The 20,559-nt window shown below is 67.2% G+C and carries 18 protein-coding genes and 1 tRNA gene; 8 read left to right on the top strand and 11 right to left on the bottom strand.

The window, feature by feature from the left end; translation table 11 throughout:
• Positions 1 to 132: 132 nt before the first annotated feature.
• Positions 133 to 3,312, bottom strand: a complete 3,180-nt coding sequence (locus tag ACGRVM_RS10325) for a valine--tRNA ligase (RefSeq protein ID WP_377170180.1) — start codon at positions 3,310 to 3,312, stop codon at positions 133 to 135.
• Between the two features lie 197 nt (positions 3,313 to 3,509).
• Here ACGRVM_RS10325 and ACGRVM_RS10320 point away from each other — a divergent pair, with 197 nt between their 5' ends.
• Positions 3,510 to 4,565: a DUF2235 domain-containing protein gene (locus ACGRVM_RS10320; protein WP_377170183.1), complete on the top strand. Its 1,056-nt coding sequence runs from the start codon at positions 3,510 to 3,512 to the stop codon at positions 4,563 to 4,565.
• A 33-nt stretch (positions 4,566 to 4,598) separates the two neighbouring features.
• On the opposite strand, the gene metF is transcribed toward ACGRVM_RS10320, so the two are convergent.
• A complete protein-coding gene (gene metF / locus ACGRVM_RS10315; protein WP_377170186.1) occupies positions 4,599 to 5,465 on the bottom strand; it encodes a methylenetetrahydrofolate reductase [NAD(P)H] in 867 nt (288 codons plus the stop codon).
• Between the two features lie 97 nt (positions 5,466 to 5,562).
• Here metF and ACGRVM_RS10310 point away from each other — a divergent pair, with 97 nt between their 5' ends.
• The 4 genes from ACGRVM_RS10310 (at position 5,563) to ACGRVM_RS10295 (ending at position 8,311) form a co-directional block, all read left to right on the top strand.
• Complete coding sequence (locus ACGRVM_RS10310; protein WP_377170188.1) at positions 5,563 to 6,501, top strand: LysR family transcriptional regulator; 939 nt, start codon at positions 5,563 to 5,565, stop codon at positions 6,499 to 6,501.
• 80 nt (positions 6,502 to 6,581) lie between these two features.
• Entirely contained in the window at positions 6,582 to 6,989 is a 408-nt protein-coding gene (locus tag ACGRVM_RS10305) for a universal stress protein (RefSeq protein WP_377170190.1), read from the top strand.
• 37 nt (positions 6,990 to 7,026) lie between these two features.
• The gene (locus ACGRVM_RS10300) at positions 7,027 to 7,404 is read left to right on the top strand and encodes a SnoaL-like domain-containing protein (RefSeq protein ID WP_377170192.1); all 378 of its coding nucleotides are present in this window, start codon (positions 7,027 to 7,029) and stop codon (positions 7,402 to 7,404) included.
• A gap of 118 nt (positions 7,405 to 7,522) precedes the next feature.
• Complete coding sequence (locus ACGRVM_RS10295) at positions 7,523 to 8,311, top strand: inositol monophosphatase family protein (RefSeq protein WP_377170194.1); 789 nt, start codon at positions 7,523 to 7,525, stop codon at positions 8,309 to 8,311.
• A gap of 2 nt (positions 8,312 to 8,313) precedes the next feature.
• Here the strand turns inward: ACGRVM_RS10295 and ACGRVM_RS10290 are convergent, their stop codons facing one another.
• From ACGRVM_RS10290 to putA, 3 genes are read right to left on the bottom strand one after another with little or no spacing between them, the layout of a single operon-like run.
• Positions 8,314 to 8,670, bottom strand: a complete 357-nt coding sequence (locus ACGRVM_RS10290; protein WP_377170196.1) for a GFA family protein — start codon at positions 8,668 to 8,670, stop codon at positions 8,314 to 8,316.
• Positions 8,667 to 9,410 carry a rhomboid family intramembrane serine protease gene (locus tag ACGRVM_RS10285; RefSeq protein ID WP_377170198.1) on the bottom strand — a complete coding sequence of 248 codons (744 nt, stop codon included), beginning with the start codon at positions 9,408 to 9,410 and terminating at the stop codon, positions 8,667 to 8,669. Before ACGRVM_RS10285 ends, ACGRVM_RS10290 begins: the two co-directional genes overlap by 4 nt.
• Before the next feature lie 36 nt (positions 9,411 to 9,446).
• Entirely contained in the window at positions 9,447 to 12,878 is a 3,432-nt protein-coding gene (putA, locus tag ACGRVM_RS10280; protein ID WP_377170200.1) for a bifunctional proline dehydrogenase/L-glutamate gamma-semialdehyde dehydrogenase PutA, read from the bottom strand.
• Positions 12,879 to 13,008: 130 nt separating this feature from the next.
• On the opposite strand from putA, the gene ACGRVM_RS10275 reads away from it, so the two are divergent.
• The 3 genes from ACGRVM_RS10275 (at position 13,009) to ACGRVM_RS10265 (ending at position 14,147) form a co-directional block, all read left to right on the top strand.
• Complete coding sequence (locus ACGRVM_RS10275; RefSeq protein WP_377170202.1) at positions 13,009 to 13,476, top strand: Lrp/AsnC family transcriptional regulator; 468 nt, start codon at positions 13,009 to 13,011, stop codon at positions 13,474 to 13,476.
• The gene (locus ACGRVM_RS10270) at positions 13,473 to 14,021 is read left to right on the top strand and encodes a tetratricopeptide repeat protein (protein WP_377170204.1); all 549 of its coding nucleotides are present in this window, start codon (positions 13,473 to 13,475) and stop codon (positions 14,019 to 14,021) included. Before ACGRVM_RS10275 ends, ACGRVM_RS10270 begins: the two co-directional genes overlap by 4 nt.
• Before the next feature lie 39 nt (positions 14,022 to 14,060).
• A tRNA-Leu gene (locus ACGRVM_RS10265) sits at positions 14,061 to 14,147 on the top strand.
• A gap of 14 nt (positions 14,148 to 14,161) precedes the next feature.
• Here ACGRVM_RS10265 and ACGRVM_RS10260 read toward each other — a convergent pair.
• The 6 genes from ACGRVM_RS10260 to ACGRVM_RS10235 all read right to left on the bottom strand — a co-directional run bounded on the left by ACGRVM_RS10260 (position 14,162) and on the right by ACGRVM_RS10235 (position 20,398).
• Entirely contained in the window at positions 14,162 to 15,016 is an 855-nt protein-coding gene (locus tag ACGRVM_RS10260; RefSeq protein WP_377170206.1) for a glycosyltransferase family 2 protein, read from the bottom strand.
• On the bottom strand, positions 15,009 to 15,740 hold the full coding sequence (locus ACGRVM_RS10255; RefSeq protein WP_377170207.1) for a glycosyltransferase family 25 protein: 732 nt from the start codon (positions 15,738 to 15,740) through the stop codon (positions 15,009 to 15,011). The genes ACGRVM_RS10260 and ACGRVM_RS10255 overlap by 8 nt, the downstream gene beginning before the upstream one ends.
• A gap of 97 nt (positions 15,741 to 15,837) precedes the next feature.
• Complete coding sequence (locus tag ACGRVM_RS10250) at positions 15,838 to 16,914, bottom strand: alginate O-acetyltransferase AlgX-related protein (protein WP_377170209.1); 1,077 nt, start codon at positions 16,912 to 16,914, stop codon at positions 15,838 to 15,840.
• 15 nt (positions 16,915 to 16,929) lie between these two features.
• Complete coding sequence (locus ACGRVM_RS10245) at positions 16,930 to 18,327, bottom strand: MBOAT family O-acyltransferase (RefSeq protein WP_377170211.1); 1,398 nt, start codon at positions 18,325 to 18,327, stop codon at positions 16,930 to 16,932.
• A 70-nt stretch (positions 18,328 to 18,397) separates the two neighbouring features.
• The gene (locus tag ACGRVM_RS10240) at positions 18,398 to 19,561 is read right to left on the bottom strand and encodes a winged helix-turn-helix domain-containing protein (RefSeq protein ID WP_377170213.1); all 1,164 of its coding nucleotides are present in this window, start codon (positions 19,559 to 19,561) and stop codon (positions 18,398 to 18,400) included.
• Between the two features lie 3 nt (positions 19,562 to 19,564).
• Positions 19,565 to 20,398, bottom strand: a complete 834-nt coding sequence (locus ACGRVM_RS10235) for a hypothetical protein (RefSeq protein WP_377170215.1) — start codon at positions 20,396 to 20,398, stop codon at positions 19,565 to 19,567.
• Positions 20,399 to 20,559: the final 161 nt, after the last annotated feature.

Genomic DNA, 20,559 nt, shown 5'->3' with positions numbered 1-20,559 from the left:
GTGCCGTCTTTCCCGCTCTTCCGCCGCCGCGCCCGAGATTGCATGGCACGCATGGCAAAGCCAAGCCCCGCAGGCTTGCATCTTGGCTCTAATTGGTTCGCCGAAGGCGGCCCCCGGCGGGCAGGTTGCGCCTCAGCCCAGCTCGTTCAGTCGCGCCAGCGCGGCGCGCAGGGTCGCGGCTTCTTCTTCGCGGAGCGCGAGGTTTTCACGCGCTTCCTCGACCACGTCTTCGGGGGCGGAGGCGACGAAGCTCGGGTTGTTCACGCGCCCTTTCAGGCCGCCGATCTCCTTGTCGAGCTTGCCGAGCGTCTTTTCGAGACGGGTCTTCTCGGCCTCCACGTCGATGATGCCCGCGAGCGGCAGGCCGAACGTGCCACCCTCGACCGCGACGGTCGCGCAGCCCTTGGGGAAGGCATCGATATGCTCGAGGCCGGTGACGCGCGCCAGCCGCAGGATCATCGCTTCGTTGCGCTCCCATGCGGCGCGGCCCGCGTCGTCGAGCGATGTGGCCAGAAGCGGGATCTTGGCGCCCGCCGGCACATGCATCTGCGCGCGCGCGCTGCGCACCGCCTCGATGAGCGAGATCACCCAGTTCATCTCGCGGTCCGCCGCCGCATCGACGCGCTCGGTGCCGTAGTCGGGCCAATCGGCGTGGATCAGCATCTTGCCGCGCTGCCCGAGGCTGCCCCAAAGCTCTTCGGTGACGAAGGGCATGATGGGGTGCATGAGGATCAGGCACTGGTCGATCACCCAGGCCATCGTCTCCTGCGTCTCGCGTTTCACCGCGTCGGTGCCGTCCATCAGAAGCGGCTTGGAGAATTCGACATACCAGTCGCAGACCTTGCCCCAGACGAAGGCGTAGAGCGCGCTGGCGGCGTCGTTGAAGCGATAGGCCTCGAGCGCGGCATCGACCTCGGCGCGCACCTTGGCGGTCTCGCCGACGATCCACTTGTTGACGGTCTCGTTCGGGGCGGGGGGCGTGGCCGCATCATAGGCGGCCCCCAGATCGCCGGGCGTTGCGCCGTTCATCTCGGCGAAGCGGGCGGCGTTCCAAAGCTTGGTGCCGAAATTGCGGTAGCCTGCGATGCGCTGGGGGCTGAGTTTCAGATCGCGGCCCATCGCCGCCATCGCGGTCAGGGTGAAGCGCACGGCATCGGTGCCGTATTCGTCGATCAGCTCCAACGGATCGAGCACGTTGCCGAGGGATTTCGACATCTTCTTGCCCTTCTCGTCGCGGACGAGGGCGTGGACATAGACATGGCCGAAGGGCTTTTGACCCACCACGGCATATTGCATCATCATCATGCGGGCGACCCAGAAGAAGATGATGTCGAAGCCGGTGATGAGAACGCTGGTCGGGAAGTACTTCTCGAGCTCGGGCGTCTTTTCGGGCCAGCCGAGCGTGCCGATGGGCCAGAGGCCGGACGAAAACCACGTGTCGAGAACGTCCGGATCGCGCCACACGGGATAGACCAGTTTGGTCGGGTCCTGCGTCGAGACGTAGTCGGCGAGGCTCTCGGCCAGCCGGTGCATCGCGTCCTCGCGGCTCGCGACTTCGACGAGCCGCGCGTGATCGAGCGGTGTCGGCAGGCCCGCGAGCACGTCGGCGAACTTGTCGCCAAGGGCGTCGAAATCGGGTGCGGCATGGTAGCGGTCGGTGCCCGGCGGCATGGACTGATCCCAGAGGAGACGCTGCATCTCGACCAGATCGAGCGCGCCGTCGCCCTCGTCGTCGCGGAACGTCCCGCGCTCGAGATCGAGCCCGTACCAGACCGGGATCTGGTGCCCCCACCAGAGCTGGCGCGAGATGCACCAGGGCTCGATATTCTCGAGCCAGTGGAAATAGACCTTGCGGTCGCTCTCGGGCAGGATCGTGACCTCGCCCGAGCGCACGGCCTCGAGCGCGGGGCCGACGATCTGCCGGGTGTCGACGAACCATTGATCCGTCAGCATCGGCTCGATCACCACTTTCGAGCGGTCGCCGAAGGGCTGCATGATCTGCTTGGCCTCGACCAGCGGCACGAGGCTCTCCTCGCGCGCCTCGCCGCCCTCCTCGGGAGCAACGGGCTTGGTCGCCGCCTTGCCCAGGCGCGGGTCATGCGCCTGCGTTATCACCGCAAGGCCCTCGGCCGTGATCTCTTCGACCACCTTGGCGCGCGCCTCGAACCTGTCCAGCCCGCGCAGGTGATCGGGGACGAGGTTGACCGCGTCGGCCTCGGCCACGCTCAGGCTGCGCTTGCCCTCGGCCACCTCCATCGCGATGGCGGCCGCCTCGGCATAGGGCGCGCCGTCGTCGCGCATCCGTGCGCGGGTGTCCATTAGGCGGTAGCAGGGAATGCCGCCGCGCTGGGCGACGCCGTAATCGTTGAAATCATGCGCGCCGGTGATCTTGACCGCGCCCGAGCCGAAATCGGGATCGGGATACTCGTCGGTGATGATCGGGATGAGGCGGCGATGCTCTTTCGGGCCGACCGGGATTTCGCAAAGCTGGCCCACGATGGGCGCATACCGCGCGTCCGAGGGATGGACGGCCACCGCGCCGTCGCCCAGCATCGTCTCGGGGCGGGTCGTCGCGATCGAGATGTAGTCGCGCTCCTCGCGGAAGACGACGTTCCCGTCCTTGTCCTTCTCGAGATATTCATAGGTCGCGCCGTTGGCGAGCGGGTATTTGAAGTGCCACATATGGCCGGCAACATCGACATTCTCGACCTCGAGATCCGAGATCGCCGTCTCGAAATGCGGGTCCCAGTTCACCAGCCGCTTGCCGCGATAGATGAGGCCCTTGTCGTACATGTCGACGAAGACCTTGATGACGGCGTCGTGGAAATTGCCTTCCTCGCCCTCGGGCGCCGAGGGGGCGCCCGACATGGTGAAGGCCTCGCGCGACCAGTCGGCGGAGGCGCCGAGGCGCTTGAGCTGGCCGATGATCGTCCCGCGCGAGGCGATCTTCTGCTCCCAGACGCGGCGCTCGAAGGCCTCGCGGCCCATCTCGGTGCGCGTCGGCTCGCCCTTGGCGGCCATGTCGCGCTCGGTCACCATCTGTGTCGCGATGCCCGCGTGATCGGTGCCGGGCTGCCAGAGCGTGTCATGCCCGCGCATGCGGTGCCAGCGGATCAGGATATCCTGAAGCGTGTTGTTGAAGGCATGGCCCATGTGCAGGCTGCCGGTCACGTTCGGCGGCGGGATCATGATGCTGAAGGTCGGCGCACCGGGCCGCGCATTCGCGCCCGCCTCGAACGCGCCCGCGCGCTCCCATGCCTCGTAGATCCGCGCCTCGGCCGTGGCCGCATCGAATGTCTTGTCCATCGCCATGGGATCGCTCCTTCTCGCCTCGCGCGAGGCTTAGCCAATTCGGCGGTAAAGGGGAAGCCCGCGGCGTGCGGCGAGGCTGACGTGGCGCTGTGAGTATTTCTGCCAAGATGAAGCATGGGGATGCTTGAGGCCACGGGCGCGCCGCGGCATCATCAACAGATGATAGACAGGCTTCGCCGCGCTCGACAGAGGCAAGAATGATGCTGCGCAAATGGGTCAGGCGCCTCTATGAATGGGCCCTGCCGGGCGGAGAGGAGCATCTGCGGGCCGGGCGCGAGGGCGGGCATGCGCGGCGCGGCTCGGTCGCGCATGTCGTGATCCTCGACGGCACCATGTCCTCGCTCGTGCCGGGCGAGGAAAGCAATGCCGGGCGCATCTATCGCATCCTCTCGGCCGAGCGCGGCACGCATCTCAACCTTTATTACGAGGCTGGGCTGCAATGGCAGGACTGGCGCGGCACGCTCGATGTGATGATGGGGCGCGGGCTGAACCGGCAGATCCGGCGCGCCTACGGGCATCTGGCGAGCCGCTACCGGCCGGGCGACCGGATCTTTCTCATCGGCTATTCGCGGGGCGCCTATGCGGTGCGCTCGCTCGCCGGCGCGATCGAGAGGGTCGGGCTCTTGCGCGCCGAGGAGGCGACCGAGCGCAACGTGCGTCTCGCCTGGCGGCACTACCGCACCCCGCCCGGCCCCGAGGTGCTCGCCGCGCATCGCCGTGCGCGCTGCCATCCGGGCGTGCCGATCGAGATGGTCGGCGTCTTCGATACGGTCAAGGCGCTGGGCCTGCGCCTGCCGCTTCTCTGGCGTTGGGGCGCTGCGGCCTACGCGTTTCATTCGGCCGCGCTCGGCGCGTCGGTGCGGCATGGCTATCACGCGCTGGCGCTCGATGAGACGCGCGTCGCCTATCGCCCGGTGCTCTGGCGTTCCGCGCCGGATACCTGCGAGGATGTGCAGCAGATGTGGTTTCGCGGCGCGCATGGCGATGTGGGCGGCCATCTTCAAGGGTTCGAGGCGGCGCGCCCGCTCGCCAATATCCCGCTTGTCTGGATGCTGGAGCGCGGCGCGGCGGCGGGCCTGCCCCTGCCCGAGGGCTGGCGCGGCGTAATGGACTGCGACCCCGAGGCGCCTTCCGTCGGCACATGGCGCGGCTGGGGCTGGCTCTTTCTCCTGCGCGCGCGGCGCGAGGTGGGGCGCGATCCGTCCGAAGCGGTGCACGAGACCGCGCGGCACGCGAAAACGCCGCCCGGCTGACCGGGCGGCGCTTCGTTTCGAACAGCGTCCGCCTCAGGCGACGTCGCGCAGCTCGACCTTCGGGGTCACGCCGAGCGCATGGCAGATGTCGCGCGTCAATTCGGGCTTGTTGAGCGTGTAGAAATGCAGATCCTCGACCCCGTGCTCCATCAGCTTCGAGCACATTTCGGTCGCCTGAGCGATGGCGAGCAATTCGCTGCGCCCGTCGCGCTCGGCCGTGGTGAACGCATTGTCGAGCCACTCGGGCACCGACGTGCCGCAGGAGAGCGCGAAGCGGCGCGCGCCTTGCCAATTCTCGATCGGAAAGATGCCCGGAATGATCGGCTTGTCGATGCCCGCCGCCGCGCAGCGATCGCGAAAGCGCAGGAAGGTGTCGGCATCGAAGAAGAATTGCGTGATCGCCTCATCCGCACCCGCATCGAATTTGCGCTTGAGATATGCGACATCGGCGGCCTCGTCGGCGGCTTCGGGATGCACCTCGGGATAGGCGCCGACGCGGATGGTGAACTGATCGCGCTCCTTCAGCGCCGCGATGAGCTCGCAACTGTCGCGGAAGCCCTCGGGATGCGGCGCGAACCCGCCCGAGCCCTTGGGCGCGTCGCCGCGCAGCGCCACGATCTCGCGCACCCCCGCCGCGTGAAACTCGTCAGCGATGCCCAACGTCTCCGCCTTCGACGCGTTCACGCAAGTCAGATGCGCCGCCACGTTGAGCCCGGTCGCGCCGTGGAGCGTGCCGACCGCCTCGCGCGTCAGCGTGCGCGTGGTGCCGCCCGCGCCGTAAGTGACCGAGATGAAGCGCGGCTGAAGCGGGGCCAGCGTGTGGACGGTATCCCAAAGGCGAAACGACGCCTCGAGCGATTTCGGCGGGAAGAATTCGAAAGAGACATTCGGCGCGGTCATGATGCTTTTCCTGTTCAAGGTGTTGAGCCTTTGTCGCTCTTGCGCTTAAATTACGCAAATTCATAATATTCACGTTCAACATGAGGCCAACTAATAGATGCATATCGAGTTCCGCCATCTGCGCACGATCCGCGCCATTCATGCCTGTGGCGGTCTGGCCAAGGCGGCCGATCAGCTCAACATCACGCAAAGCGCGCTCAGCCATCAGATCAAGGGGCTGGAGGATCAGGCGGGGGTCGAGCTTTTCGTGCGCCGCTCGAAGCCGATGACGCTCTCGGCGGCGGGGATACGCCTTCTGCGTGTGGCCGAAAAAGTTTTGCCCGAGATCGAGGCGCTCGAAGCCGAATTCTCCGGCGTGCGCGACGGCAGCTCGGGGCGGCTTCACATCGCGATCGAGTGTCACGCCTGTTTCGAGTGGCTCTTTCCCGTGCTCGAGGCGTTTCGCAAGAACTGGCCCGATGTCGATGTGGATATACGCCCCGGCCTTGCCTTCGACGCGCTTCCCGCGCTCCAGAAAGAGGAGGTGGACCTCGTGGTCAGCTCCGATCCCGAGGCGCTGCGCGGCATCGGGTTCAAGCCGCTTTTCGATTACGAGCCGGTTTTCCTTGCCTCTGCGCTGCACCCGCTCGCGCAGAAGGATTTCGTCGAGGCCGCGGATTTCCGGGGCCAGACGCTCATCACCTATCCGGTCGACCGCTCGCGGCTCGATGTCTTCACTGAGCTTCTGACGCCCGCCAAGGTCGAGCCGGCGTCGATCCGGCAGGTCGAACTGACGGCGGTGATCCTTCTCCTCGTGGCCAGCAACCGCGGCGTCGCCGTGCTTCCGGACTGGGTGGTGCGCGAATTGCGCACCAGTACGGATTACGTGGTGCGCCCGATCACCGAGTCCGGCCTCACCAAGCGGCTCTACGCCGCGATTCGCGACGACGACGCGTCCAAGCCTTTCATGGCGCATCTGCTGAAACTGGCGCGTGAGATTCCGGTGCGGCTCCAGCGGCGCGAAGCGGTGTCCAAAGGCCCGCCCGCCGCGCCCTGAAGGGCGATCCCATCTGATCTGCATCAAAGCCTGCGCGGCGCGACCGGCCTAGCATGACGGCATGAATCGGAGGGAAAGCCATGTACAAGACCATCCTCGTGCCCGTCGTTTTCGATGAGGACAAAGACCATGCCAAGGTGCTCAAGCTGGCCACGAGCCTCGGTGCGAGCGACGCGAAGATCACGCTTTTGCACGTGATGGAGCAGCTTCCGGCCTATGCCACCTCTTATGTGCCCGAGCAGGCTTCGGCCAATCTGCGGGTCGAACTGCAAAAGGAGATGGACAAGCTGACGCGCGATCTTCCGGGTGTGGACGGCAAGATCGTGGACGGCCATTCGGGGCGCACCATCGTCAACCATGCCAAGAAGAACGACGTCGATCTCATCATCGTCAATTCGCATCAGCCGGGCTTCGGCGATTTCATCCTCGGCAGCACCGCGGCCTATGTGGTGCGGCACGCGACCTGCGCGGTTCACGTCGTCAAGTGACGGCGCGGCGCGCGCGGCCATCAAAAGGAGGGAAGGCATGGAAGATCTGGTGAAACTGGGGCGGGAGTTCGTCGCGGCGATGCGCGAGCAACGCGGGATCGCGCATGTGGATGCGCTTTATGCCGAGCACGCGGAATCGGTCGAGGCGGTCAATCCGCCGGGGCGCGACGTGCGGATCGCCAAGGGCAGCGGCGCGATCAAGGCCAAGCGCGAAAGCTGGGCGGCAGGTCACGAGATCCACAGGCTCGACGCGGATGGGCCTTACGTGCATCCGCCCAACCGCTTCGGCGTGCGTTTCGAGGTCGAGGTCACGCAGAAGGAAACGGGCCGCAAGATGACGCTGAGCGAGATCGCCATCTACACGGTCGAGGGCAGCAAGATCGTCCGCGAGGAGTTCTTCATGGCGCCGAAATGAGCGCGCCGGGGTGCGCGGTGCAGGGGCCGCCGCTTGCGGCCCGGTCGCGCCCCGCCCCCTTGCGGCCTTCGTCCTCCCGGCCTATACGCGCGACTTGACCCCGAGGATAGGACGACCCATGGCACTCAGCGCGAACATGAACGTGATGATGAAGGCGGCCCGCAAGGCGGGGCGTGCGCTGGCCAAGGATTTTCGGGAGGTCGAGAACCTTCAGGTCTCGATGAAGGGCGCCGGCGATTTCGTCAGCCGCGCCGATATCGCCGCCGAGCAGATCATCAAGTCCGAGCTGATGAACGCGCGTCCGACCTATGGCTGGCTGGCCGAGGAGGGTGGCGAGGAGCCGGGCACCGATCCGACCCGCCGCTGGATCGTCGATCCGCTCGACGGGACCACCAACTATCTGCACGGCCTCGCGCATTGGGCCGTCTCGATCGCGCTCGAGCACAAGGGGCAGATCGTGGCGGGCGTCGTCTACGACGCCTCCAAGGACGAGCTTTTCTTCGCCGAGAAGGGCGAGGGCGCGTGGATGAACGAATCGCGCCTGCGCGTGTCGGGCCGCGACAAGCTGATCGAGAGCATCTTCGCGACCGGCCTGCCCTTCGGCGGGCGCAGCGATCTGCCGCATACGCTTCAGGATCTGGCGCGGCTTTTGCCCGCGACGGCGGGCGTGCGCCGTTTCGGCTCGGCGGCGCTCGATCTCGCCTATGTCGCGGCGGGCCGCTATGACGGTTTCTGGGAGCGGCGGCTGAAGCCTTGGGACATGGCCGCGGGCCTTCTGATCGCCAAGGAGGCAGGCGCGCTGGTCGAGCCGATGACCGAAGGGCGCGAGATTCTCGACGAAGGCGCGGTGATCTGCGCCAACAACGCGATTTTCGCCAAGTTCGCCAAGATCATCCGCAATCAATAGGCTCAGCGGTCGGAGGGGTGATTGATCCCGTCGACCCAGCCGATATCGCCCAGATCGCGCGGATGCGCGCCGTCGAGGATGCCGAGGTTCACCCCGTATTCATTGGGGTTCGAGCGGCGCCGATGATGCGTGTAGATCCCGCAGACCGAGCAGAAGTAATGCTGCGCCGTATGCGTGCCGAAGGTGTAGAGCGTCAGCTTGTCCGCGCCGCGCACCACCTCCACCCCGCCGAGGGGCGCCGTCACGGCTGCCGCACCGCGCCGCGCGCAAAAGCTGCAATCGCAGCGGCGGGCGGTGCTGAGGCCGTCCGACAGGGTCACGCGGAGTTCGACCGCGCCGCAATGGCAGGTGCCGTTCATTTGCGTCTCACTTTCGGGATGGGCGAGCGTCTGAACGCATAGCGCGCCTCGGGATGGGGCGGATGCCCGTGGGTGCGCTCCCAGAAGCGCGTGCCGCCGAGCCGCCTCAGCAGCGGCAGCGTCAGCGCCGCGCCGATGATGAACCCGCCCGCATGCGCCCAATAGGCGACACCGCCCCCGCCGGTGGGTGTCGAGAGCCCGCCGAAAAGCTGGAGCGCGAACCAGAGGCCGAGCATGATCCAGGCGGGCAGGGGCAGGATGCGGAAGATTACGACGAGAATGATGAGGATATCGACCTTCGCCTTCGGGAAAAGCAGCAGGTAGCCGCCCATCACCCCCGCGATGGCCCCCGACGCGCCCACCATCGGCACGGGCGAGAAGGGCTCGAAGACAAGCTGCGCCAGCCCCGCGCCGATCCCGCAGGCGAGGTAGAAGCCGAGATAGCGCAGATGCCCCATCTCATCCTCGAGGTTGTCGCCGAAGATCCACAGGAAAAGCATGTTGCCCGCAAGGTGCATCAGCCCGCCATGCAGGAACATGGAGGTCACCAGCGTCTCGACGCTGCCTTGCTGCATCAGCTTGGCCGGGATCAACGCCCATTGGAAATAGAAGGCGTTGAGCGCGTAGGGATCGGTGAATAGCGGCCAGTAGCTGAGGAATATGCCGATATTGGCCGCCATCAGCGCATAGGTCACATAGGGCGTGCGCCCCGAGGGGTTATGGTCGCGGATGGGAAACATGGGGCCACGTTGGCCCCATGCCGTGATGCGGTCAAGTCAGCTTGTGCCGCCCAGAAGCGCGGCATTACCGCCCGCCGCCGTGGTGTCGACGCAGACGTGACGCTCGTTCAGAACGTGGCCCGCATCGGGCAGCCCGGTGATGAGCGGCAGAATCGGGCCGGTGCGCTCGCTGAGGGCCTTGGCATAGGGGCGCGCCATCTCGGCATCGCCCCAGTAGAGCGCGCCCGAAAGGCCGGTGAGCGAGCTCAGCGCCTCGGGCGGAACGGTGCCCGTCGCCTCGACGGCGAGGCCGCCGAGCCCCACGACCGCGCGCGCCTGCGCCTTGGCGGCTTCGGGACCGGGGCCCATGCACAGAAGCGGGTGGCGCGCGTGGCTCGTCAGGCGGTTCGACTCGCCCGTCGGCCCCGGCATGAGCTGGTCCTCGCGCGGCAGCATGTCGAGCCGCTTGCCCTTGTCGAGCGCGGCCTGGATGTCCTTGGGCTTCATCACGCCTTCCCAATCCTCGCCCGCCTCGGGCGCGGGATGGGCGCAGAACCGCGCGAGATAGTGCGGCCCGCCCGCCTTGGGTCCGGTGCCCGAAAGGCCCTCGCCGCCGAAGGGCTGGCTGCCGACGATCGCGCCGATCTGGTTGCGGTTGACGTAGATGTTGCCGACCATCACCCGCTCGGTCACGTATTGCACGCGGTCGTCGATGCGCGTCATCAGCCCGAAGGTGAGGCCGTAGCCGGTGCTGTTGATTTCCTCGATGACGGTGTCGAGTTCGGTCGCGCCGAAGGTCGCCATATGCAGCACCGGGCCGAAGATTTCGCGCTCGAGCTCGCCCACGCTGTTCACCTTGATGAGGGTCGGCGCCACATACGTGCCGGAATTCGGCGTCTTCAGCTCGTGGATCAGCCGGCCCTCGGCGCGCGCCTTCTGGATATGCTCGGCGATGCCGGCGCGGGCGGTCTCGTCGATGACCGGGCCGCAATCCGTGCTCAGATCCCAAGGCTTGCCGATCACCAGCGCCTCCATCGCGCCGGTCAGCATGCGGGTGAATTCCTCGGCGATGTCTTCCTGCACATAGAGGCAGCGCAGGGCCGAGCAGCGCTGGCCCGCCGACTGGAAGGCCGATTCGATGATCGCCTGAACGGCCTGTTCGGGCAGCGCGGTGCTGTCCACGATCATGCAGTTCATGCCGCCCGTTTCGGCGATGAGGGGCGCGCCGGGCGCCAGATGTTTGGCCATGGCCGAGCGGATCTTCATCGCCGTCGCGGTCGAGCCGGTGAAGGCCACGCCGCCGACGCGCGCATCCGAGGTCAGCGCCGCGCCAACCTCGCCGCCGCCGGGCAAGAGTTGCAACGCCGATTTCGGCACACCCGCCTTGTGCATGAGGCCCACGGCGAAATGCGCGATGATCGGCGTCTGCTCGGCAGGCTTCGAGAGCACCGCGTTGCCCGCTGCAAGCGCCGCTGCGATCTGGCCGGTGAAGATGGCCAGCGGGAAGTTCCACGGGCTGATGCAGGTGAAGGTGCCCACGGCCTCGCCCTCGGGCGCGTTGGCGCCGTAATAGCGCAGGAAATCCACCGCCTCGCGCAGCTCGGCCACGGCGTCGGGCTGCGACTTGCCGGCCTCGCGGTGCAGGATGGCGAAGATCTCGCCGTAATTCTCCTCATAGAGGTCGGCGATCTTGCCCAGCACCTCGGCGCGCTCGGCGACGGGGGCGTCCCATTTTTCGGCCTTGCTCAGCGCGGTTTCGATATCCTTGGCGCTCGCATGGGCGACGGTGCCGGGCGTGTCCGCGGGATCGGCGGGGTTGTCGACGCGGCGCGCCTCCTCGGGCTCGGCCTTGGCGGCCAGAACGGGCGCGGCGCTCCATCGATGCGTGGCGAAGGGCGCGCGCGCGGCCTCGATCGCATCGAGCGTCGGCTGGTGCTTTAGATCGAAGCCCTTGGAGTTGACGCGCTCGGGCAGGAAGAGCTCGGGGCCCTTCGGGAGCGGCACGCGCTCTTGCTCGACCATCAGGAAGGGATCTGCGGCGACGATCTCGGGCGCGACCTCCTCGTCCACGATCTGGTTGACGAAGCTCGAATTCGCGCCGTTCTCGAGAAGGCGGCGCACGAGATAGGCCAGAAGATCGCGATGCGCGCCGACCGGGGCATAGATGCGGCAGCGCGTGCCGTGCTTTTCCATGACGATCTTGTGCAGCGCCTCGCCCATGCCGTGCAGGCGCTGGAACTCGAACGATTCGGTGTCCTGGGCCATGTCGAGCACGGCGGCGACGGTATGCGCGTTATGCGTAGCGAACTGCGGATAGATGCGGTCCGTCATCGACAGAAGCTTGCGCGCATTGGCGATGTAGCTGACATCGGTCGCGGCCTTGGAGGTGAAGACCGGAAAGCCGTCCACGCCCTCGACCTGAGATTGCTTGATCTCGGTGTCCCAATAAGCGCCCTTGACGAGGCGCACCATGATCCGCCGGTCGAGCCGCTGGGCCAGCTCATAGAGGAAATCGAGCACATAGCCGGCGCGCTGGCCGTAGGCCTGCACGACGACGCCGAAGCCGTCCCAGCCATGCAGGGCGGGCTCGCTCATCACCGTCTCGATCACGTCGAGTGAGATGGCGAGGCGGTCGGCCTCCTCTGCGTCGATGTTGAGGCCCATGCCCGCCGATTTCGCCAGCAAGGCAAGCGAGCGCAGGCGCGGCACGAGAATGTCCATGACCTGCTCGCGCTGGGCCACCTCGTAGCGCGGGTGCAGTGCCGAAAGCTTGACCGAAATGCCTGGGTTCTTGCGGATGTCGTCATGCACGCAAGCCTGCGCGATGGCGCTGATCGCGCGCGAATAGCTCAGGTGATAGCGCGTCGCGTCGCGGTCGGTGCGCGCGGCCTCGCCCAGCATGTCGTAGGAGTAGGTGAACCCCTTCTTCTCCATCTTGGCGGCGCGGTCCATCGCGCTCTGGATGTTCTCGCCCAGCACGAAATTGCGGCCCATCTCGCGCATCGCGCGGCCCACGGCGGTGCGGATCACCGGCTCGCCCATCCGCTTGATCGCGCTGCGCAGATGGCCCACGGGCCCCTTCTTGTCTTCCTGAAGCACCTTGCCGGTCAGCATCAGCGCCCATGTCGAGGCATTGACGAGCGGCGACGTGGACTGGCCCATATGCTTGCCCCAGTCCGAGGGCGCGATCTTGTCTTCGATGAGCGCATCGATCGTCTCGGCATCGGGCACGCGCAAGAGCGCCTCGGCCAGGCACATCAGCGCGATGCCTTCGTCGGTCGAAAGGCCGTATTCGGCGAGGAAAACCTCCATCAGGCCCGGATCGGACTGCGCGCGGATCTCGCGCACCAGATCGGCGCCGCGGGCACAGATGCGGGCGCGGTCTTCGGGGCTGAGGCCCGCCTCGGCCTTGAGACGGTCGATCGTGGCCGGGGCGTCCGCATAGGTTTGCAGGTCGATCGCGCGGCGCGCTTCGGTATCATATGGCATGGGCTGCATCCTTGTTGGCTCGGGCCGAAGGGCGGTGTCTGATTGATCCAGCCTATCACGAGAGGCTAAGGTGTTTTTCCTGTTGAATTGAAATCCACGGGACGATTGAACATTATTTAGGGCGGATGCGATGCAAAGCGAATTGGACAAGTTCGACAAGGCGATCCTGCGGGTCCTGGCGACGGACGGGCGGATCAGCATCACCGATCTGGCGCAGCGAATCGGTCTTTCCAAGTCGCCGACGCAAGCCCGGCTGCGCAGGCTCGAGACGGCGGGTGTGATCTCGGGCTATCGCGCGATGATCGATCCGATCCGCCTCGGGCTGGATCATGTCAGTTTCGTCGAGGTCCGGCTGACCGACACGCGCGAGGCGGCCCTTGCGGCCTTCAACGAGGCGGTGCGCAAGATTCCCGAGATCGAGCAGGTTCACTTGATCGCCGGAAATTTCGACTACCTTATGAAGGTGCGTACGCGCAGCATGAACGACTATCGCCAGATGCTGGCCGATCGCATTTCCACGCTGCCGCATGTCGCGGGCACCAGCACCTATGTCGCCATGCAGGCGGTCAAGGAAAACGCACCGGAGGATGTCCTGTGAAACATCTCGCATTCGCGCTCGCGCTTGCCGCGCCCGCCGCCGCCAGCGCCGATTGCCCGGCCCCGCCCGATCATTCGGACGCGCTCGCCGCGCTCATCGAGGAGGCGCAGGCCGCGCCCGGACGGGCCGAGGGCATGGCGGTCTCGGACAAGATGTGGGCGCTCTGGGCGGAGGCACCGGACACGCGCGCGCAGGAGCTTCTGGACGAGGGGATGGAGCGGCGGCAGTCCTTCGACTACGACGGCGCGCTGACGGCGTTCGAGGCCTTGGTGGACTACTGCCCCGACTATGCCGAAGGCTACAACCAGCGCGCTTTCATTCGCTATCTGCGCGAGGATTACGAGGCTGCGCTCCCCGATCTCGACGCCGCGCTCGAGCGCACGCCGCGCCATGTGGCCGCCCTCACGGGCAAGGCGCTGACGCTGGTGGCGCTCGGCCGCAAGGGCGAGGCCGCCCTCGCGCTCCGCGCGGCACTCGAGATGAACCCGTGGCTGTCCGAGCGCGCGCTTCTGCCCGTGCTCGAGCAGACCGAGGACGCGCTCTAGCTTTACACCGCCCGCGATGCGTCTATGGTCCGGCGCGATGCGGGCGTGATGGAATGGTAGACATACCAGACTTAAAATCTGTTGGGCCTTGTGCCCGTGCGGGTTCGAGTCCCGCCGCCCGTACCATTTCGATCCGCGCCTTACATCCTGGCATCCCGCCCCCGCAGCGCGGCCCACATTCCTGAAAGTCGCGCGCCGTATTTGCGCCGCCGCGCACCGGAAAGCAGCGTCGCGGGCGAGGCCGCGCGCAGGAGTGTCTTGGCGAAGGACAGGGCGCAGGCGGTCCCGCCGCGATGCTTGCGCACCGCGTAGATCTGCGACCAGCCCCAATGCCAATTCTTGATCCGCTCGCCCGTGCGGCTGGGCGCGGAGGACTCGCCGCCAAAATGCCGCACGATGGCGCCCTGAGCCAGCATGAGCGGGCCATGCTCGGCCAGCCGAACGCTCAGATCGTCATCCTCGAAGAAGAGGAAAATCTTCGGATCGAAGCCGCCGATACGCTCGAAGATGTCGCGGCGCACCATCAATGCCGCGCCCGACAGCACCGGCAGCGCGACATCGCCGCCGGGATCGCCCTTGGCCAGCTTGCCCGCGCGCGGATCGAGATCGCTGCGCCGTTTCAGGTGCGGGCGCCACGCGTCGTCCACAATGAGCGGGTTGAAGGCGCCCGCGCGCGGATGCGCATCCGCCGCCGTCGTCAACGCGTCTAGAGTATCGGGAAGGCAGGTCGTGTCGGGGTTGAGGAACATCACGAATTCGGTCGTCGTCGCCGCCGCGCCGATGTTGCAGGCGCGCCCGAACCCTTCGTTCTCCGCGTTCTCGATCAGTGTCACATTCGGATGCAGCGCCGCCAAGGCGCGTAGCGCCGTACGGTCGCGCGAGGCGTTGTCGACGACGATCACCGGCGCGCCGCCCGGCACCGATTCCAGCATCGGTGGCAGCGCAGTCGCGCTGTTATAGGCCACGGTGACGATGGTGATGCGCGGCTCAGACATTGGGATGCTTTCGCGCCAGCGCCGCGATGCGGCGCCGATAGATCGGGCGCAGCACCTCGCGGCGCAGCTTGGGCCACAGCCCCTCCTTGCGCTGGATGAGGCTGCCGCCGAGGCGCGCCGAGACTTCCTCGATCCCCGTCGGCCAGGCGGTGAGGATGCGCACGCGGTGCACCCACGTCATCTGAAGGAAGGTATCGACGGGGCGGTCGAAGCGCTCGGTCGCGTCCAGCAGCTTGCGCGCGGCGCCTTGCGTCACGAGTTGCGCGACCATCCCGAGCGCCACCGCGTCATGCCGCCCGAGCCGCGCCGTGCCGTTCTTTGCGATCACCTCGCCCGCCTCCTCGCGCGGCTTGATCGGGAAGCGCACGAAATCGCCATCCCGCACGGCCCCGCATGCCAGTTCGAGCGCGGGCAGGAAACGCTGGGTGTCGATCTCGAGATCGTCCTCGAGAATGAGCGCGGCGGGCAGCCCCTCATCGACGATCCGGCGCCAGCAGGCGCGGTGGCTGTGAAAGGTCGCCACCTCCGAAGGGCGCAGCGCGAAGGGATAGCGTGGGGGCAGGAGGCCGGGCACATGAGCGCGCGCTTCCGCCTCGGTCATGGCCTGGCCGTCCACCGCCGGCATGACGCGGCAGCGCAGTGGCAGGGCGTCTTGCGTGGCCGCCACCTGCGCCGCGCGTTCGTGCGCGCGTTCGAGATGGATGATGAAGCAATCGAGATCCAAGGCGGGCCCTGTCTTTGCCGGGTCTGGTCTGTCTCGTGCCAGAACGGGCCCGCCGAATCCAGCACCAATCGGGGCCGCCCGCCCCGCGCGCCCATGCCTAGGGCCGGCCCAGACCCAGCGACAGCGCGTCCCGCTCGACCATCTGCAGGATCACGATATTGGGCGCGATCCGCGCCAGATGCCGCTCGAGCGCCGCGTCGTCGATGAATTTCCAGTGCACGCGATAGACCTCTTCGAAGCTCGCGTTGAAGAGCGGCGACGAGACCGAGCAGAAACTGTCGCAGAGCATCAGGACCGTCTGCGGGTTGGGGGCCTGCGGCGTGCGCGCCGCGCGCATGACCTTCTCCATCACCGATTGCTCGGGGTAGGGCGCGGGCAGGCAGGCGCTCTCCTTGCCGGAGACGAGGCCGATGTCGACCGTGCATGTTCCGGGAGGCTCGGCGAAGTCGATCAGGTAGTCGGTCTCGGCATCCTCGGGATAGAATCCACCCATCTTGAGGAGCCGCGCAAGATCGCCCGCGGGGGCGGGAACGGGGGTGAGATCATAGGCGACGGCGCGCGCCCCGAGCCGGTCCATGACCGCCTCATAGCTCGCAGCGGCGCCCGCGCGCGTCCAATGCGTGTCGGTCTTGAGATAGGCCTGCGTCTCGGTCTTGGCCGCACGCAGAACCGGGCGCAGATCGAGGAGCGGCACGTCGCCTGCCGCCTCGAGAAGATCGTCGGTGACGGTGCGCGCGGCAGGGGCAACGTCCTCGGGCAGCATTTCGGGATAGACCGAATGCTTGTTGGGCGCGATCACGGCGAGAAAGCGCGCGCCGCGCGCCTCCATGCGCTCGGCCAGCCTGCCGAGCGCGGCCGCCTGCGCCGCGATCAGACCCTCGGGGACAGGCCATGCGCCGCGCGTCTTGGCCATCGCCGCGCCGTCGTCGTCGCCGAAAAAGAGATACCCCTCCCGCCCGATCTGAACCCGCTCGGGGAAAAGCGAGCGCCCGAGCTGCGTCATGGCAAGATAGGCGAGATTTCCCTCGATCCGGTCGAGCGACAATAGATCGCGCGGCTCGGCGGGCAGGAGCGCCCCGCCGAGATAGGCGCGCGTGGCGATATTGGCGGCGGGAAGCGCAAGAAGGATGATCCCGGCGATACCGGCGAAGAGGGTCAGGCGGGCGCTGTACATCGGGCTGATCTCCTCTCAGAAGTTGAAATACAGGAAGACGTCGCTGCGCGATACCAGCATCAGGATCGCGCCCGCCCCGAAGGCGGCGGCGCCGACCAGCGTCTTGTAGAGCGGGCGGATGTCGCGGGTGAACTGATAGGTGTTCGGCAGCACGAGAACGCCGACGAGCGCGAGTGCGAGGTATCGCCCCGCCTTGCTGGCCTCCGAGATCACGACATGGCGCGGGCCGCTCATCGCGGCGGGATCGAGGCCGAACATGATCGCGAGGATATCGAGCGCCTGCCCCAGATCCTCCGCGCGGAAGAACACCCATGACAGATGCACCACCGCGAAGGTCAGCGCCCAGCCCGCCACGCGCGGCAGGCGCAGCCCCGCCAGCGACCAGAGCCGCCCGATCACCAGCGCCGCGCCGTGGATGCCGCCCCAGATGATGAAGGTCCAGCCCGCACCGTGCCACAGCCCGCCCAGAAGGAAAGTCACCATCAGGTTCGCCGCGACGCGCCCCTCGCGCCTGCGGCTGCCGCCGAGTGGGATGTAGAGGTAATCGCGCAGAAAGCGCGAGAGCGTGATGTGCCAGCGGCGCCAGAAATCCTGAATGGAGGTCGCCTTGTAGGGCGACAGGAAGTTGAGCGGCAGGCGGATGCCGAACATGCGCGCCGCGCCGATCGCCATGTCGGTATAGCCCGAAAAATCGAAATAGAGCTGGAACGTGTAGGAGAACGTCGTGATCCACGCATCGAGGATGGTCAATTGCGTGTGGTCGGCATAGCCCGCATCGGCCCAGACGGCGAAACTGTCCGCGATCCCGATCTTCTTGAAAAGGCCGAGCCCGAAGATGACGAGCCCAGCCAGCAGGTTCTTCGACCGCAGGCGCAGCATCGCGCTGCGCGCGAATTGGGGCATCATCTCCTTGTGATGCACGATCGGCCCGGCGATGAGCTGCGGAAAGAAGGTGACGAAGACGGCATAGGTCAAAAGGCTCCCGCGCGCCGCCTGTCCGCGATAGCTGTCCACCAGATAGGTGATCTGCTGGAAGGTGAAGAACGAGATGGCGAGCGGCAGAAGGATGCGCGGCACCTCCATGCCCGTGCCTGCGACCGTGTTCAGGGTTTCGACGAAAAAACCGAAATACTTGAAATAGCCCAGAAGCCCCAGATTGGCTGCGATGCCGAAGATCAGGAGGCCGAAAGGCGCGCGCCGTGCCTGAATGCCGCTCGCCACGGCGTAGTTCACGAGGATCGAGCCGATCAGCAGCGGCAGGTAGTCGAGCCGCCAATAGCCGTAGAAGAAAAACGAGCAGAGCACGAGCCAGCCGAGCGCCGCGCGCGCGCCCGCGAGGCGCGCGAGGGCGAAATACCCCAGAAGGCTGCCGGGCAGGAACGCGAAGACGAATTGGGCCGAACTGAAAAGCACGCGGAGAGCCACCTGGCAGGGGATTTCGCGCGTGCATATCGCGCGGCGGCGCTCAATACCAGATCGCGGCTCAGAGCGGGGGGCGCACCTGCCAGTTCACCCGGTCCGCGCCGATCATCCGGGCGAGGCGATCGAGCTCGGCCTCGAAGCGCCGCTGGCGGCCCGCGGCCCAGCGCGTGCCGGGTTCGGGCCAGAGGCCGGTGACGCTCAGCCGGCCCTTCGTTCGGTCCGCCTTCAGCTCGGTGCGCCCGACGAAGCGGTCGCCCTCGAGGAGCGGATAGACGTAGTAGCCCCAGCGCCGCTTGGCGGCGGGCACGAACATCTCGTTGACGTATTCGAAACCGAAGAGGCGGGCGAGCCGCGCGCGGTCACGCACCGCAGGATCGAAGGGGTTGAGGATGCGCAGCCGCCCGCTCGGCGGCGACAGCCGCGCGAGGCGTTCGTCGAGATCGGGCGCGGCGAAGGCGGCGCGGCGCTGGCCGTCCGCGCCGGTCACCTCTATCTGCGCGGGCCGGCGCCGCTGCGCCCAGCCACGCGCCTCCTCGGCGCTCATCGCGGCCCAGAAGCGCTGCACCTCGCCGCAGGTGGCGATGCCCAGCCGCTCGAGCGCCAGATCGCACAGTGCGTCGATCGCCTCCTGATCGGGCGGGCCCTGCAAAAGCTGCGAAGGAAAGACGCGCGCGCCCAGATCGTAGAACTTCACGAAATTCTCGCGCTTCGCGGTGGCCAGCGTGCCCGCATACCACATCTGATCAAGCGCTTTCTTGTGCGGCGGGCGCGCCCACATTTCGCGGCTCGTCGCCTTGGTGTCGAACGCATGGGTCGACAGCGGCCCCTCGGCCTCGATGCGGTCCCGGATGCTCTCGATCTCGGCCCGGCCGAGGCCCGACTGGAACCACTCGCCCTCGGCGGCCTTGGCCCCCAGCCGCGCGAACTGGCGCTGCCAGAGCGGCAGAACCTCCATCGGGATCAACGAAGCGTCATGGGTGAAATGCTCGAAAAGCTCGCGGCCGAGAAGCGGCCAGAGCATCCCCTCGCGGTAGTTGGGATTGCGCGACCAGAGGATGTGGTTATGCGCACGCGTCACGTTGCGGATCGTGTCGATCTGCAGGAAACCGATCTGCCGGATGAGGGCCATGACATCGGGCGCGCCGGTGCCGATCCCGCTCAGCCCGTGCGCGCCGAGCCACAGATGCCGCGCCGTCCGGTTGTCGAGACTCCGCGCCGCGCGCATCGCTCAGGGCGTGCTCAACTGGATCAGCGCGTCGTTGAGCTCCTGCCCCTCGAGCGTCAGAACCGCCTCGATGAAGACCTGCCCGGCACGGCAGGCGTCGCGGGCGCTGGCCCGGTCGAGATTCGCGAAACTGCCCATCATCCGCGCCGCGTCCTCGCGCGCGGCGATGGTGCGGGTGACGACGCCGAAAATCGCCGCCTCGGCCCGTGCCGCGCGTTCGGGCGGCAGCACCCTCGGCCCGCGCTGCGCGCCGAGCTGCGCCGCGCGAAGCTGGATGCGGTAGTAGTTGCGCAGCCCCTCGGTATTGAGGCGCGCGGCGGCGCGGGCGGTGGCCTCGGCCATCTGGTCGGGGGTCAGATCGCCGCGCACGGCGCGCCCGCAGGTCTGCTCGGGCATGCCGCCCAGCACCGCCTGCTCGACGAGGTAGTAATAGCGCAGATCGCGCAAGGGCAGATGGCCGAGGCCCCGGTCGATCACGCCCCAAAGAAGGCCCTGCGCGCGCCCGACCGGCACGGCGGTGCCATCGCGCACGGCCAGCACGCGGTCGGCGACATAGCCTGCGATGATCGGATCCCGCAGCATGTCGGCGGCATGGCGCGTGGCCAGTTCGAGCTTCTCGCCTGCGAAGCCGAGGCGCGTCAGATCGGCGCGCACCGCGCCGTCCTCGTGCAGGCGTCCCAGCAGGCGGATGATATCGGCGCGGCTGACCGTCTGCGCCGCCTGCGCATCATTGGGCGTCTCCTGCGCTTCGAGCGCGAGGGGCGCAGCGGCAGAGACTGCCAGCGCCGCGCCGAGCATCAACGCGCGCAGGGTGCCGGTGAAAGATCTGCCTGTCATCCGCATGCCCTCTTGAAATCCGCCGCGGCCCGTGCCGGCGCGCTTATCTGCAATATAGGCACGATGGCCCCGCCCACCACCTCTAGCGGCTTGGCGCCCGGGTGCAACCGGGCAGGCGGATCGCCGCCGCCGCGCGGGCCGCGCGCGCCGCGCATAAGAGC

Origin of the sequence: Roseovarius aquimarinus, from assembly GCF_043661195.1 — a bacterium.
GTDB classification, from domain to species: domain Bacteria; phylum Pseudomonadota; class Alphaproteobacteria; order Rhodobacterales; family Rhodobacteraceae; genus Roseovarius; species Roseovarius aquimarinus.
This window is presented reverse-complemented; position numbering and strand designations above follow the sequence as displayed.

Excerpts from the sequence above, each read along its gene's own strand:
- ACGRVM_RS10325 (WP_377170180.1), bottom strand. The coding sequence starts at position 3,312 with ATGGCGATGGACAAGACATTCGATGCGGCCACGGCCGAGGCGCGGATC.
- ACGRVM_RS10320 (WP_377170183.1), top strand. The coding sequence starts at position 3,510 with ATGATGCTGCGCAAATGGGTCAGGCGCCTCTATGAATGGGCCCTGCCG.
- metF (WP_377170186.1), bottom strand. The coding sequence starts at position 5,465 with ATGACCGCGCCGAATGTCTCTTTCGAATTCTTCCCGCCGAAATCGCTC.
- ACGRVM_RS10310 (WP_377170188.1), top strand. The coding sequence starts at position 5,563 with ATGCATATCGAGTTCCGCCATCTGCGCACGATCCGCGCCATTCATGCC.
- ACGRVM_RS10305 (WP_377170190.1), top strand. The coding sequence starts at position 6,582 with ATGTACAAGACCATCCTCGTGCCCGTCGTTTTCGATGAGGACAAAGAC.
- ACGRVM_RS10300 (WP_377170192.1), top strand. The coding sequence starts at position 7,027 with ATGGAAGATCTGGTGAAACTGGGGCGGGAGTTCGTCGCGGCGATGCGC.
- ACGRVM_RS10295 (WP_377170194.1), top strand. The coding sequence starts at position 7,523 with ATGGCACTCAGCGCGAACATGAACGTGATGATGAAGGCGGCCCGCAAG.
- ACGRVM_RS10290 (WP_377170196.1), bottom strand. The coding sequence starts at position 8,670 with ATGAACGGCACCTGCCATTGCGGCGCGGTCGAACTCCGCGTGACCCTG.
- ACGRVM_RS10285 (WP_377170198.1), bottom strand. The coding sequence starts at position 9,410 with ATGTTTCCCATCCGCGACCATAACCCCTCGGGGCGCACGCCCTATGTG.
- putA (WP_377170200.1), bottom strand. The coding sequence starts at position 12,878 with ATGCCATATGATACCGAAGCGCGCCGCGCGATCGACCTGCAAACCTAT.
- ACGRVM_RS10275 (WP_377170202.1), top strand. The coding sequence starts at position 13,009 with ATGCAAAGCGAATTGGACAAGTTCGACAAGGCGATCCTGCGGGTCCTG.
- ACGRVM_RS10260 (WP_377170206.1), bottom strand. The coding sequence starts at position 15,016 with ATGTCTGAGCCGCGCATCACCATCGTCACCGTGGCCTATAACAGCGCG.
- ACGRVM_RS10250 (WP_377170209.1), bottom strand. The coding sequence starts at position 16,914 with ATGTACAGCGCCCGCCTGACCCTCTTCGCCGGTATCGCCGGGATCATC.
- ACGRVM_RS10240 (WP_377170213.1), bottom strand. The coding sequence starts at position 19,561 with ATGCGCGCGGCGCGGAGTCTCGACAACCGGACGGCGCGGCATCTGTGG.
- ACGRVM_RS10235 (WP_377170215.1), bottom strand. The coding sequence starts at position 20,398 with ATGACAGGCAGATCTTTCACCGGCACCCTGCGCGCGTTGATGCTCGGC.